Source organism: Rhizobium acidisoli (assembly GCF_002531755.2).
GTDB lineage: Bacteria > Pseudomonadota > Alphaproteobacteria > Rhizobiales > Rhizobiaceae > Rhizobium > Rhizobium acidisoli.
On sequence record NZ_CP034999.1, the window covers coordinates 346,037 to 360,908 of the forward strand.

At 56.3% G+C, this 14,872-nt stretch carries 8 protein-coding genes and 4 pseudogenes; 9 read left to right on the forward strand and 3 right to left on the reverse strand.

Annotated elements, in window-relative coordinates; translation table 11 throughout:
• The first annotated feature begins 12 nt into the window (after positions 1–12).
• From CO657_RS24020 to CO657_RS24055, 8 genes and pseudogenes are all read left to right on the forward strand, one after another.
• Complete coding sequence (locus CO657_RS24020; RefSeq protein WP_054186053.1) at positions 13–1,029, forward strand: ABC transporter permease; 1,017 nt, start codon at positions 13–15, stop codon at positions 1,027–1,029.
• A gap of 16 nt (positions 1,030–1,045) precedes the next feature.
• Positions 1,046–1,555, forward strand: a complete 510-nt coding sequence (locus tag CO657_RS24025) for an NADPH-dependent FMN reductase (RefSeq protein ID WP_054186052.1) — start codon at positions 1,046–1,048, stop codon at positions 1,553–1,555.
• Positions 1,556–1,570: 15 nt separating this feature from the next.
• Positions 1,571–2,374 (forward strand): 3,4-dihydroxy-2-butanone-4-phosphate synthase, encoded by an 804-nt coding sequence (ribB, locus tag CO657_RS24030; protein ID WP_082366398.1) that lies wholly within the window; start codon positions 1,571–1,573, stop codon positions 2,372–2,374.
• Between the two features lie 6 nt (positions 2,375–2,380).
• Positions 2,381–2,573: pseudogene (locus tag CO657_RS37460) on the forward strand (IS6 family transposase); the annotation flags it as partial.
• 277 nt (positions 2,574–2,850) lie between these two features.
• Positions 2,851–3,882 carry an AraC family transcriptional regulator gene (locus CO657_RS24040; RefSeq protein ID WP_245293084.1) on the forward strand — a complete coding sequence of 344 codons (1,032 nt, stop codon included), beginning with the start codon at positions 2,851–2,853 and terminating at the stop codon, positions 3,880–3,882.
• Positions 3,883–4,174: 292 nt separating this feature from the next.
• A pseudogene (locus CO657_RS38105) lies at positions 4,175–6,441 on the forward strand (methyl-accepting chemotaxis protein).
• Positions 6,442–6,617: 176 nt separating this feature from the next.
• On the forward strand, positions 6,618–9,362 hold the full coding sequence (locus tag CO657_RS24050; RefSeq protein ID WP_054186050.1) for a sensor domain-containing protein: 2,745 nt from the start codon (positions 6,618–6,620) through the stop codon (positions 9,360–9,362).
• A 277-nt stretch (positions 9,363–9,639) separates the two neighbouring features.
• Positions 9,640–10,207, forward strand: a pseudogene (locus tag CO657_RS24055) (hypothetical protein).
• Positions 10,208–10,615: 408 nt separating this feature from the next.
• On the opposite strand, the pseudogene serA reads toward CO657_RS24055, so the two are convergent.
• A pseudogene (gene serA, locus CO657_RS24060) lies at positions 10,616–11,823 on the reverse strand (phosphoglycerate dehydrogenase).
• Positions 11,824–12,213: 390 nt separating this feature from the next.
• Between serA and CO657_RS24065 the strand changes: the two are divergent.
• Positions 12,214–13,047 (forward strand): oxidoreductase, encoded by an 834-nt coding sequence (locus tag CO657_RS24065; RefSeq protein ID WP_054185497.1) that lies wholly within the window; start codon positions 12,214–12,216, stop codon positions 13,045–13,047.
• A 76-nt stretch (positions 13,048–13,123) separates the two neighbouring features.
• Here the strand turns inward: CO657_RS24065 and CO657_RS38270 are convergent, their stop codons facing one another.
• A complete protein-coding gene (locus CO657_RS38270) occupies positions 13,124–13,381 on the reverse strand; it encodes a four-carbon acid sugar kinase family protein (protein WP_054185498.1) in 258 nt (85 codons plus the stop codon).
• A gap of 3 nt (positions 13,382–13,384) precedes the next feature.
• Complete coding sequence (locus CO657_RS24075; protein WP_054185499.1) at positions 13,385–14,863, reverse strand: aldehyde dehydrogenase; 1,479 nt, start codon at positions 14,861–14,863, stop codon at positions 13,385–13,387.
• Between the last annotated feature and the right edge of the window lie 9 nt (positions 14,864–14,872).

The following is a 14,872-nucleotide window of genomic DNA, read 5'->3' on the forward strand; positions in this document are numbered from 1 at the left end:
GGAGGACTGGTAATGACTTCACTCGCAACGGAACAGACGATGAGCCAAATCACAGGACGATCGGTAAAGCTGCAGCGCAGCATCGTAATTGGCTTTGGTCTGCTTGCCGCACTTCTCGTGCTGGGCACGATCCTTGTTCCGGGGTTTATCTCGCCCCGTAACGCGCGTTCGATATTGCTGCTTGCCGCTTTCCTGGGGCTTGCATCGTTGGGACAGACGCTATGTGCCATGGTCGGCGCGCTTGATCTCTCCATTCCATATGTCATCGGGGGAGCGAATATTCTCTTCCCAAGCCTGTTGGTCACCGGGATGCCTGCCTGGCTGGCCGTGATAGTGGTCGTTCTCCTGGGAGCAGCAATCGGGCTTGCGAACGGCTTTTTGAGCTTCAAGCTGCAGGGCCAGGCTCTCATCATGTCCCTAGGGGTCGGCTTCGCATTTGTCGGCGCGGTACAACTCTACACCTCCATCGGTTCCGACTACGGCGGAACGGTTTTCGCCCCCGTACCGGACTGGCTCCGGAATATCGCCGCGTTCAACGGGAAGACCTTCGGGCTGCCCCTGCCGCCCGTGGTGCTGGTGTGGCTCCTCGTGGCGCTCGTCACCATCTGGGCTCTGTATAACACCTGGTTCGGCCGCTCCATCTACGCCGTCGGCGGCAGCAGAACTGCAGCGGCAAGGCTTGGCATTTCCGAAACCAAGGTCTGGACCAGCATTCACGGTATCAGTGGGGCGATGTCGGCACTGACGGGCGTATTGCTGCTCGGGTTTTCCGGCGGCGGCTTCGTTGGCGTCGGAGATCCATACCTCTTCACCACCGTTGCGGCCGTTGTGATCGGCGGCACCTCGCTGCTCGGTGGCGCAGGCGGATACGGGGCAACCGTTCTCGGGGTACTCGTATTGACGATATTGACGTCTCTGCTGGTTGGGCTCGGCCTCAGCTTTGCCGCGCAACAGGCGATCGTGGGTCTGCTGATCGTGCCGATGGTGGCCGTCTACGCGCGTACCCCGCATATCCGCAACCAGATCTGATCGGAGGGCCGGCAAAATGAAGATTGTCGCGATAACCGGCAATGTCTCGCGCCCCTCCAAGACGCGGGCGCTCGGGGAATACGCACTCTCGAGCGTCCCTCCCGGCCACGCCCGGTATCTGTTTGACCTGGTCGATGTGCTCCCGGTGTTAGGAACCACCCTGTGGCGTTCGGAGGCCCCTGCTGGACTTGCGAACGTTCTTGACGCAATCCAGTCTTCAGACGTCCTCGTTGTGGGGACACCGGTCTTCAAGTCCTCGATGACCGGTCTTCTCAAGCATCTTTTCGACCTCTTCGAAATGACAGCCCTGCAGGGGAAACACGTTTTGATATTCGCAACGGGTAAGGCCGAGGCCCATGGCGAGCATGTCGAGGCTCACTTGCGTTCATTGATGGGCTTCTTCAAAGCCGAGATTCGCGGTGACTTCATCTATGCGATGGACGGCGACTTCCCGGATTCGGCGCCGTCTGCTGAACTTCGGGAGCGGGTCGACCGCCAACTCGCACGCACTCTGGGCCATGTTTAGTTCAAGGAGAAGAACATGAATTTTGCTTCCATCGAGAGCGCGGTTCAAGCAATCGCCGCCGGAGAGATGATAATCGTCGTGGACGATGAAGACCGGGAAAACGAAGGCGACATCCTCGTTGCCGCGGACAAGGTGACGAATGATCATGTTGCTTTCATGATGCGTTATGCGCGCGGCCTGATCTGCGTGCCGATGAACGGGGACCGGTTGGACGAACTCGATATCCCGCTCATGGTGGAGCGCAACTCGGATTCCATGCAGACGGCGTTCACGGTCTCGGTGGACCTGATAGAAGGCGTATCAACCGGTATTTCCGCAGAAGACCGCGCCAAGACCATCAGGGCGCTTGCCGACGCATCGACGATGCCGGAGGACCTCTCCCGGCCAGGCCACATATTCCCCCTGCGAGCAAACCCGTCCGGTGTTCTCGGACGCCCCGGCCATACGGAAGCCGCGGTGGACTTCGCTCGGCTCGCCGGGCTCGAGCCAGCGGGTGTTATCTGCGAAATCGCCAACGACGACGGTACTATGGCGCGTCTTCCCGAACTCAGGGAATTCGCCGCGCGCCACAACCTTCTCATGGTGACCATCGAAGCCCTGATCGATTATTGCCGCGAGATCGATGAACGCGGCCCTCGTGTAGAGGACGCAGCCGCGGCGGCCGCGTTGTCGAATGTTTCGTATCTGGCAAGCAGACGTTCTACATACCTCCAGCGGGAGAGCGGAACTACTGCGTTCGCATTCTCCGATACAGCACAAGAAAAGCGCGTTTCGCAGGTGCCAACGGGGGGAACGGACCTTGGGTTCGCTGTGCGATGATTGGGCATGACAAACCGTGACCCGCTTTATCGCCCCGCCGCTTTTCCTGCTGAAATTATTGCGCACGCGGTGTGGCTTTCTTTCCGTTTTGCTTTTGCGCCTGCGGGTGATCGAGGACATGCTGGCCGGTCCTGGGATCATTGTCTCGCACCAGAGGATCCGCCTGTGGGCAAAGTACTTTGGTCGTACCTTCGCCAACAACAAGCTTGGATCCTACCACGCTGTAAAACGAGAGTTCATGCCGGATGTAGCGCTTCGGCTCCACCCTGTTCCACACCCCACCCCATGACCTCACCACGAGCCATCGTCGCGAACTGGGAGTAGCAGCGATGAACCTATGGGCCCAAATTGCTCGCGCATCACTGACAAAATAGACCGGCGTCATGGGCTCGCCTCTTTGCCCTTAAGCCTAAGATTCCCGTCGAAGTGACGGCGAGGACCGGCTGCAACCCCTCAATTGCCCTGTTCGCCCGTCGATGGCGAAAGCCGACCTCATGCTTGGATACCGTTTCGGGAAGGAAGTGATGATGTGGAGAGTTGAGAGTGTCCCCTCTAAGATTGCCCATTTCTCGCTCAAAGGCACTTGCAGCGAGGAACTCGCGGAAGCGCTTTCCAGGCTTTCCCCGCAATCTCCAGCGCATGTACAGGGCGACAAGACGATCGCCTACGATATACATGCGATTACCAATGGCCCGATTGCAGTTATTGCCGCGCATTACGAGGGCGACCTAACGGTCCAGCACCAGGGACCGGCGGAGGCAAACATTATCATGCTTCCACTATATGGGCGATCGGTCGTTACCGTGGACGGCAGACAAATCCTGTCAGAGGGAAGGCGTGGCGTTTTCGTGAACAGTATGTCGGCCAGTACAACCCAATTCATTGGGCCCAGGAAACATTTGGGTCTTAGGATCTCCCATGATGAGCTGACGCGCCGTTTAGCACGTCGGCTCAATACGCCAATAAGAGGCAGCCTCGATTTTGCGCCAGAAATCGACCTATCGGTCGGGTTCGGCTCCCTTTTGGTGCAACTGGTACCAGTGCTTTATGCTGGATTACGAGACGGAACCCTCCTTCAATCGCCGATAGCACTTAATCACCTCACCGAAACGACGATAGAGCTTTTGATCGAAGCTGCGCAGCATCGCTACTCACCTGAGTTATGCCGCGTTGCTGAACCACCCTTACCCAAGGCCGTTAAGCGGGCGGTCGACTATATGCGTGCCAATATTGCTCGGCCGCTATCTCTTGAGGAAATCGCAACGGCTTGTGGCGTGAGCCGACGCACTCTTCAGAGCGGTTTTCGCAATTTCCGAAATACGACCCCTCTGGCATTTCTGCAGCACCTACGGTTGGAATCAGTGCATCAGGAACTGATGACAGGCGAGCCTGGCCTCTCAGTCAAGCAGGTCGCTCTGAAATGGGGCTTCGTGCATAGAGGCAGATTTTCTGCGGATTATCGCAAGCGCTATGGGGTACTTCCCTCGGAAACATTGCGTATATCATAAGCGGATTGCGCCGACCGAGCTACGATCAGCCGGCACGCTCGACCGTCCTCAAGGCTTGTAGCAACAGCACTCTCCAGAAAAACGGACTGCCTCGGCCCAAGATCTGTCTTGCAGATGATCCCCTGAACGCAACGATGTTCCGATCTGCGCAACGCAGTTCAAGACCAATACAGGGGTTAATCTTATAGTAATTATGCCGAGGTCATCTCACATATAGCGGTCGATGTCGCAATGTTCTGGACCGCGTCGCTGATGGAAGCCGGTGTAATTTATAGTCGTCTATGAGGAACATATGTCGAGACTGCCGCTATCTCTACTTTTAATGATTTTGGCAATTATCCCGTTGACCGCGTTCGTAATCATCGGAGTATCAACATCACTGGGGTATTACCGCGAATACTCTACCTTCCGAAGCGCACAAACAACGCAGCGACTTGGGCGGGAAGGCGGAGTCCTCGCCCAAGCTATAGCGGCGGAAGCGTTTGCAGGCGCCGACGTGCGTCGGGCAAAGCAAGCTGCATCGGACAGGGCTTTTACAGCGGTCTTTTCCGCTTACGACTCTTGGAAAAAGACATTTGACGATCCGGCCATAGAACGGGCAGTACAAATCATTCGTGAAAGGCGGGACAATATCGATAGCTTCCGCCGGCGCGTCGATGACGGAACGGCTAGCGAGGCGGAGGGAGCTGTTGCTTTGCGCCCAGCTGCCCTTGCGGGTTTGGAGCTCGTCCGTCGCACTGGGGCGACTGTCAATGATTTGGATTTAGCACGCCAAATTACCGGTTTTCACGCGCTGATGCAGATCACGGAAGCTAGTTTGCTGGAGATCAGACCCGGCCGAGCCTACATCAAAAATTCAGCCATGTCCGTCGATCTATTTTCGTCCCTCTTACAGTCAAAAAATCTAAAGCAGCTTTATGTGCCTGCGATGCAGGAATTTCTCCCCGCCGATCTCGTCAAATCTTATGACGACTTTGAGGCCAGCGCCGCAGGCAAGTTCATCGCCGGCGTTCGCGATCAGATGTATGCAAACCAGCCGGGCGTTTCCTTCCCCCCGAGACGTTGGATCGATGGAATAAAATCACCCAACAGCGGGGTGCTTTGTTGACCGCACTCATTATGCGCACCGGCGACGAGTTGGACGAGATGGCATTTCAGCGGTACGATGATCTTAGCAATGCCTTTATCGGCTACTCCGGCGCCACGCTTCTGATCATGTCTACGGTACTCATTCTGTGCATTTCGGTCGTTCGGAGAATTTCAAGCTCCATTCGGACTCTGACAAGCCGAATGAAGGCACTCGCGGAAGGCGATACGTCGGCGCCGGTGCCCTTGACGATCCGACGCGACGAGATCGGGGACATGGCGCGTTGCCTTGAGTTTTTCCGCGGCGCGGCCATACAGAAAAATAACCTGGAGACATCCGCGGAAGCTGAGCGCATTCGTTCTGACCAAGAGAAGCTGGATATTCAGGTAAGGGCGGAAAAAGAAGCAGAAGAGCGCCTCGTCCGAGCGACGACGGCATTGGCAACCGGGTTGAAGCGGATGGCGGATGGAGACTTGATTTATGAGATTGAGGAGCCGTTAGCGCCACAGTTTGAAAGTTTGCGCAGGGATTTCAACGCTTCCATTCGTCAGCTCCGGGACGCGCTTGTTACCGTCGGCCATTCAGTCGAAACGGTCACGAATGGCAGCTCGGGCGTCTCGGCCGCATCTGAAAATCTTTCAAGACGCACCGAGCAGCAGGCGGCTTCGCTCGAGGAAACTGCAGCGGCGTTGGAGGAAATAACCGTCAACGTTGCATCGACGACAAAGAGGACGGCCGAGGCGCGCGGAGCTGTCCAACAGATGCGGGATCATGCGGAAATGTCCGGTCGGGTTGTACGCAATGCTATCGGAGCCATGCATCGCATTGAGAACTCCTCCAAACAGATTTCGCAGATCATCAGCGTCATCGACGCGATCGCCTTCCAAACAAACCTCCTGGCGCTGAACGCCGGCGTCGAAGCAGCGCGTGCTGGCGACGCGGGAAAAGGCTTTGCGGTTGTTGCCCAGGAGGTCAGGGAGCTTGCGCAGCGCTCAGCGACAGCGGCGAAAGAAATCAAGGATCTCATCGGCAATTCAGCTCTGGCCGTCGACGAGGGCGTAAGGCTCGTGAGCGAAACCGGATCGGGCCTGAGAACGATTGAAGAGCTTGTGCAGGATGTAAATCTTCATATGGACGCAATAGCAACGGCCTCCCAAGAACAATCGTCGGGCCTGCGCGAGATCAACGGCGCGGTTAATCATATGGACCATGCCACTCAAGAAAATGCGAGCATGGTCGCGGAGATGAATTCTGCAGGATCACACCTCGCTCAAGAGAGCCAAAGCCTCGCCGCGCTTTTGAGACATTTCCACTTCAAAGACGAGAGCGGGGATTTCCAGCCACAGAAGGTGACGGGCGAACTTGGCAAGAGTTTCCCGGCCGGTCAGACAATGGTTGACCGCGGAAACTATCCGATGCGCCGCGGTAACCTGGCACTCGCGCCTTCGAACGATGATTGGCAAGCATTCTAAATCATATGGGCGGCGTCGCCGACCACAGCGAAATGCACATCTTTGATGATTCTGAATGAGAGCGATATCCCGGTGGGGTAGCGGCATGGTACTCCCGCCAAATGACTTGTGCGGTCCTAACAAAAAGCTGGCTTGACGCATGATTGCTCAGCCACGTGACAGAGCAGGACAAGTACATGAAACACATAGCTCAATCGGAACGCACATCCCGCCCCGAACAGCCTGTGGAAGCGCAGATGGCGACTGATGCTCAAATCAATCAGGGGCGTGGCGCCTTCCGCACCGCGGTCAATGCCAGCCCTCCGCTTGCCACGGGCACGGCACCGCCATTTTCGGAGGCCTCCATTGTCCGGCCATCGCACGGTCACGACGCAGATGTCGCGAGTCTGAAGCAACCGTTTGAGAAGTCTTTTCGGGCGCCCCCCCGGCAACCTGAGACAAACGTCGACATGCCATTCAACGCCGAAGAGATGTCCAGTGCCGTCGTACTCGACGCGATCCCGTTACCCGTCTTCTTCAAGAACAGGGATGGGGTACACCTTGGTTGCAACAGGGCGTTTGAAAGCTTCTCCGGTCGCTCAAGAGCAGAGATTATCGGAAAAACCGTTTTCGATTTGGTACCCGCACCCATAGCCGAGAAGTATGCCGCGTCGGACGAGGCACTTTTTGCAAATGGCGGTGTTCAGCAATATGAAGCAAAGGCCACTGCCGAAGATGGTGGTGTCGTTGATCTTTTACTCAGCAAAACAGCGATCACTGATATCGCCGGTAACAGGATCGGCTTGGTTGGCGCGATGTTGGACATCACAGAGCGAAAACGTGCGGAGCATGATCTCAAAGAGGCTCTTGAATTCGCAGAGGGAATTATTGCCGCCATTCCAGACGTTCTGTTCGAGGTAGATGCCGACGGTCGCTACCTGCAGGTCTGGGCAAGGAATCAGGAGCTCCTGGCGCAGCGAGAAGAAGTGCTGCTCGGTAAGCTTGTCCGCGATGTGCTCCCTCCAGATCAGGCCGACATCGCTATGCTGGCTCTTGAAGAAGCCGATGAAACCGGCGCCTCCTACGGTCGTTGTGTCCGTATAGCCCTACCAAACGGCGAATCCCGTTGGTTTGAACTGTCGGTGGCGAAGCGACCAAGCAGTGACCACTCAACCGTCACTTTTCTGGTGCTATCTCGCGATATTACCGAACGGAAGCACGCCGAGGGCACCACTATTGAAGCTCGGGCTCGCCTCCTAAGTGTCCTGCAGACCATTCCGGATATGGTATGGCTTAAAGACGTAACAGGCAAATATCTGTTGTGCAATCATGCCTTCGAAGGGTTGGTCGGCAAGGCAGAAGCGGAAATCGTTGGGAAAACGGACTATGATCTGTTTACGCCCGAACTCGCCCAGTTTTTTCGTGACAAGGATGAGGAGGCCATGCAAGCCGGCCGTATTCTCATCAATGAGGAACGGTTCACCGCTCACGAGGATGGTCGATCAACGCTTTTGGAAACACGTAAGGTTCCGGTATTCACGGGGGGAAAGCTGATGGGGATTCTCGGCGTCGCCCGCGATATCACCGAACTGGACACGTCCCGTAAGAAAATCCATCAGATGGCATTCTACGATTCTCTGACCGGCCTGCCTAACCGGACACTTTTCAATGAACGGCTACGCGAGATGATCAGGGACGCGGCTTCGGCGGGCCAGCGAGCCGGGGTGATGCTGATCGACATGGACCATTTCAAAGCGATCAATGACACTATGGGGCATCCCGTCGGTGACGAGTTGCTGCGGCAGGTGGCGACACGCATGAAAGAAGGCGTCCGCGCCAGCGACACAGTGGCGAGACTCGGTGGCGATGAATTTGCAGTCTTGCTGCCGAATGTCCAGGACAATGACGATTTGGCTCAAATTGCCAGCAGAATGCTCGCCGCATTCGGCGAACGCTTCATGCTTTCCGACAGGGAGATCTTTGTATCCTGCAGCATCGGGATATCGGTTTTTCCAAATGACGGTGATGCTCCCGACGATTTGGTGAAATATGCAGATTCTGCGATGTATTTAGCGAAGCGCTCGGGGCGTAGGAACTTCCGATTCTACTCAAGGGATCTCACGATTGGGGCTGAAAAGCGCCTGGCGCTAGAATCAGACCTACGCCTAGCTATGAAACATGGGCAACTTGAACTCCATTATCAGCCAAAGGTCCTATTAGACAACGGAAAGGTGATTGGTTCAGAAGCACTGCTTCGATGGCATCATCCGAAGATGGGAATGATCCCTCCGGGAGAATTTATAGGTGTCGCCGAGGAAACCGGACTGATCATCGATCTCGGACGATGGGTGCTGCATGAGGCGTGTCGCACGGCAGCCATCATGAATGCAGATGGACTGCCCCCGCACAAGATCGCGATAAATTTGTCTCCTAAGCAGTTTCAATGCCCGCATTTGTCGCAAACGGTGGCGGACGTATTGCAGGAAACCGGTTGTCGTGCGGAGTGGATCGAGGTGGAAATAACTGAGAGTCTCCTGCTCCACAACTGCGAGGGCGTTTCGACGACACTCTCTCAATTGCATGCGAGCGGAATTTCCATAGCGATCGATGATTTCGGCACCGGCTACTCATCTCTGAGCTATTTGGCTAACTTTCCCATTGATACCCTTAAGATTGACCGGTCATTCATCAATCGATCCGACAAGCGAAGTAGAGAACTGGTGAAGGCAATTCTCTCGATCGCGCGCTGCCTAGGGCAAGATGTGGTCGCTGAGGGCGTGGAGACGGTCGATCAAGAAAAATTCTTGGTTGAAAGCGGCTGCGCTGTGGCACAAGGGTTCTACTATAGTAAGCCCGTCCCGAAGTCCGAACTTCTCGTCGCAAACGCACGCCCAAGGCATCGAAACGTTAACGGACCTTGCGATTCGCTGTGCGATGATTGAGCATGACGGACCGTGACCACTTTATCGCCGCCACCGCTTTCTTGCTGAATTATTGCCCACGCGGTGTGGCTTTATCCCCGTTTCCCTTTTGAGCCTGGGGTTGGTCGAGGACATGCCGTCCGCTCGTGCAAACGGCTCAAGCTCGATTGATATAGCAGCCGGTCAACCGCCGGCCGCATTTCCATGCTCATCGAGACATACATTTTGGCAACGGCGAATGCTGTTGCGGGACCTAAATTCACTGCCTGCTTGCGGGATAAAACGCGAGGTCAGATAGATGGCGTCTCCCTGGAAATTTTTTGGCCGACGGATCTCACCTGGACGCCAACTAAAAGAGAAATCGGCTCGACCGAGAAGGTTACGCCGGAGGCATTGCCTATTTCCGGTCCGACTGAAGCGCCTGCCGAGGAGAGCGTGAAAGGCGCTGATCGACCGGTTAGCAGCGAGGAGCTACCTCGTCATGGTCAAGCCGCTGCAATTTCCGCAGAGCCTGTGCATTCCGATGAAGCCAAAAACGGTGCCCGCGATAAGGTCGAACGCCGTGCAGCAAAGATTGGGCAGGTCGCTAATCAGGCTCTATCCGGCGGTACTGGTATCGACGTCACCGCTGCACATGTTGATACTACGCATATCAGGCGAACTGTCGAAGTCGCACCGCGCAAGGAAAGAAGTCGCAGCAAGGAAGCGTAGCGGTTACGAACGTTTCGTCCGTATCCCAGGTCGCACACATTGCAGAGGAGATAAACCTCGATGAAGAGATCCGGGTGCTCAGGGGGCAGCTGGCGGGAAAGCTAACGCTGCAAAACGCGCAGTTAAGAAAAATGCTGGAGCGATTTCAACGTTGAACGTGGGGCCGAGTTGATTTTGCGCAATGAATGGGTGTTTATCCTGCAGCTATGGCCGAGCGCGGCATGACGAGAGGGTGTCGCCTGTGCTTCCCGCAGTATCTTGAGCGAGTAAATGGCGTTCGACCCTGGTCAACTTGCATAGTGGGCCAGATGCTGGGAGTGCATAATAAACGCCGACGATGGCATGCGGCGCAACTTGCGATGTGTTGATGGCTGAATCCCCGACTACAATAAAACGAACTTCAGCCAACGAGCCATGGGACGCTGCTTACGGCCCGGTTCTTCTTCGACCACCGGTCCGCCTCCAGAAATCGCGGACCGATGAATCGACAACGGACATGGCGCCGCGTAAGTCGCGAATTCGCAAACGTTAGGCCAAAGCGAAATGACGCACAATGCATCGGGTCAGTAAAGCAATCGAGCGCGTATCGTTCCCGGAATCTGGCGAATCTCATCAAGGATGTCATCCGCTCTCTGGCCAATGCTCTCGGCCTGAATCACCACATAACCCATCTCGCCGTAGGTTTGCAGGAATTCGCCGACGATATTCAGTCCGCGGGACGAAAAAATCATATTCAAACTGTTCAAGATGCCAGGGCGATTTTCATGAACATGGATGAAACGTGTGCCGTTCGGTCGCGGAGGCAGTTGAACCTGGGGAAAATTGACCGCGCCCAGCGTCGAACCGACGTCCGAATATTCGACGAGCTTCCTTGAGACTTCCCCTCCGATGCGCTCCTGGGCTTCTTCGGTTGAGCCGCCAATATGTGGCGTCAGAATTACATTGTCCAAACCCTGTAGCGGCGTCTTGAAAAGTTCTTTATTGGATGCCGGCTCTTTCGGGAACACGTCCACAGCCGCGCCTGCGAGATGCCCTTCTTTCAAAACCGTCGCAAGCGCCTCAAGATCGACCACGGTCCCGCGGGAATTGTTGATAAAAACGCTCCCTTTTTCATTCGGCGCAGTTCAGCCTCAGTGATCATGTTTCGCGTTGAACTGGTCTCTGGAACATGCATCGTCACATAATCTGAGATTTCGAGCAGTGCCCCGAGCGTCGCCATCGATTCTGTATTGCCGTGGCGAAGCTTGTCCGAGGGATCGAAATAGCGCACGTTCATGCCCATACTTTCCGCAAGAACGCCAAGCTGCGAACCGATATTGCCATAGCCAACGATGCCCAGCGTTTTCCCGCGCACCTCACGACTGCCGACGGCAGATTTTTCCCATCCGCCTTCATGAGCCGAAGCCGAACGCGGGAAGATCCGCCTGGTCAGCATGATGATCTCACCGATCACAAGCTCGGCGACCGAGCGCGTATTTGAATAGGGAGCGTTGAACACGGGTATCCCGCGTCGGCGGGCCGCATCCAGATCGACCTGATTTGTCCCCACAGAAAAACAGCCGACGGCCATGAGCTTCTTAGCCGATCTGAAGATTTCCTCTGTCAGATACGTGCGTGAGCGAATTCCCACAATATGTGCTTCGGCTATATGACTTTTAAGATCCTTGTCATCCAGAGCCTTCGGCAGATGCGTGAGATTGACGTAGCCTGATGACGAAAAGTAGTCCACCGCGCTCTGACTGATGCCTTCAAGCGAAAGAGGTCGGGACATTGGATTGCTCTCGATTTTGGAATTCATTAAGAAGAGGCCACAAAAGCTCACAGACAGGGCAACAGGATTCAGTCAGATCCACGGACATTTGCACATAATAACCGACTCCGGCGGTAGAACATATGGCGCGCCAGCGGACAGTTCCGCATTGTCCAAAGATCTACATCATTTCCTATTGAAGCCGAACTGGTCATAGAGCCGTGCGACGACTGCCTTGTCTGCGGAATTGTCGCCGGCCATCGCACGCGTCGCGCGGCTTTTGTGGATTGCAGATGAGCTTAGCTCAACGCAGTGATGATGTCATGTGATCTCAACCAAATCGAAATCTAATCCATATCGCTGATGCGTCGCTGGTAGCGGCACCACCTCAGCAATGTGGAGTATTAGCAAATGAAAACATGGTTCATCACAGGTGCATCCCGCGGTTTCGGTCGCGCTGTCGCCGAGGAAGCCATTCGCCGCGGTAATAAAGTCGCCGCAACCGCTCGTTCCGTCGAAGCGCTTCAAGACCTTGTGGCACTTTCTCCCGAAGGCGTCGCGGCGATTCAACTCGACGCCACCAACCCCGAAGAGATCAAGCACAGCGTAGCCGCTGCCCAAGCACGCTTTGGCCGCATCGACCTCCTCTTCAACAACGCTGGGATTGGCTATTTCGCTGCGGTCGAGGAAAGCCAGGAGGCGGAAATTCGACGAATGATGGAGATAAACGTTTTTGGTCTTGTCAACGTCACCAATGCGTTTCTTCCTGCCATGCGGGCGCGGCGCTCAGGTACCATCATAAACGGGTCGTCCGTCGGAGGCATCCGAGCTTTTCCGGCTGTCGGATGGTACTGCGCGTCCAAGTTCGCTGTGGAAACTATTTCTGAATCGCTCTCGCAGGAATTGCAGCCGCTCGGTATTGACATCGTCCTCATCGAGCCCGGCCCGTTTGCGACGGATTGGGCTGGCAACTCAGCACATGAAGTACCACCGGACGGTGAAATCGCCGATTACGGCAATACGGCGGGTGGCCAGCGCGCGTCCTTCCGACAGAACGTCGGCAACGAGCCAGGGGATCCGGCAAAGGCGGCCGTGGCGATTGTCAATGTCGCTCATAACGAGGACAAGCCTCTGCGACTGCCGCTTGGCAATATCAGCTATGACGGCATTCTCAATAAACTCGAGCAGGTCCGTCAGGAGATCCCGAAGCGAGAAGCGGTCGGCCGCGCCGCGGATTGGGATTGACGTTGTTCGGGTGGCTTCTGCGATGACGCTATTGGTGCGTATCGCGGAAAAGGGAGACGTCCTTTCAGTTTCCCTATCAGAGCTTGGGGCCCGAGCGAGACTGGGAATCCAGTGACAAATGTCTCGCAGCGTTCGCCGGCTTCAAAGCGTGCCGTAGCCCGGGCGAGCCCATTAGAGCCGAGCTCACGTCGGCGTCAGTGTCCCGGTCGTCTTCAGGAACGCCGATCAGCACCGTCGTTTTGAGGCCGGCGCGCGCGAAGATGTTCGCGACGTCGGTCGCTCCCGTGAAATCGTCGGCCACGCAGCCGACCAGCAACTTTCCGGCGACCACCATGGATCACCTCATGATGAAGGGGTTGGCGACGTCTTCAGCAGTCGAGATCATCACGCTCTTCGTCTGCATGTAGTTCTGGATCGAGGCGATGCCATTCTCGCGACCGATGCCGGAGTGCTTGTAGCCTCCGAGGGGCGACATATAGCTGATGACGCGGTAAGTGTTGACCCAGACCGTGCCAGCCTGGATGGCGGCCGAAACCTTCAGGATACGACGCATGTCCTGGGTCCAGAAGCCCGCGGCCAGCCCGTAATTGGTGTCATTAGCAATATGCACGGCTTCCTCATCGCTGTCGAAGGGGATGACCGCTAGCACCGGGCCAAAGACCTCCTCCTGCGCGATGCGCATGTCGTTTCGGACCCCGGAGAAAATCGTAGGTTCGACGAACCAGCCCCTGGAGAGCTCGGGATTGTCCGGCCGCCCCCCACCGAGAACGCATTCAGCGCCTTCGCCTTTTGCGATGTCGATATAGCCCAGGATCTTCTCGAGTTGCGGCGGCGTCGTCACGGGGCCAACCTGCGTCGACGTCAATAGCGGATCGCCCATTCTCGCTATTTTTGCGAGGTTGACAATCTTCTCGAGGAACTGGTCGTGGATCTTGCGGTGTACGAGCAGTCTTGAGCCCGCAATGCATGTTTGTCCGGTGGCAGCGAAAATGCCGGAGATCACCCCGTTCACAGCATTGTCGATCTCCGCATCGTCGAAGACGATGTGCGGGCTCTTGCCGCCGAGTTCAAGCGTAACCTTCTTGAAGTTGCGCGCTGCAAGCTCGCCAATCTTGCGCCCGGTGGCTTCGCTTCCCGTGAAAGCGATCTTGGCGACGTACTTGTGGGTGGTCAACGTCTCGCCGACATCCGCGCCGAAACCTGTGACGACGTTAAAGACGCCCGTGGGAAAGCCGGCCTGTTCGACAAGCTTTGCGAACTCAAGTGTCGAAGCAGACGTGAACTCCGAGGGCTTTGCCACGAAGGTGTTCCCTGCGGCGAGAGCCGGCGCCAGCTTGTAGGCGAGCAGCAGCAGAGGGGAGTTCCACGGCGTGATCCCGACGCAGACGCCGAGCGGCTCGTTTCGAGTGAAGTTGAAGGTGTCCGCCTTGTCGATCGGGATGACCGCTCCTTCGATCTTGTCCGCCAGCCCGCCGAAGTAGTAGTACCACTGTGGGATGTACTTGAGCTGAAACAGCATCTCGTTGATGAGCTTGCCGTTGTCCGTAACCTCGATCGTCGCGAGATGCTCCGCATTCTCGGCGATCAGGTCGCCAAGACGCCGAAGAAGATGTCCGCGGGCGCTCGCGGTGAGCTTCGGCCACGGACCGCTCGTGAAGGCGCGGTGCGCAGCCTCGACTGCTCGTTCGGCGTCTTGCTTGCCGCCCTTCGGAATAGCGGCCCAAGCTTGCCCGTTGAAAGGGTTCTTCGTCTCGAACGTGTCTCCGTTGGCAGCGTCTTCCCACTTGCCGTCGATGAACATCTTGTAGGTCTGCATTGTCTTTCT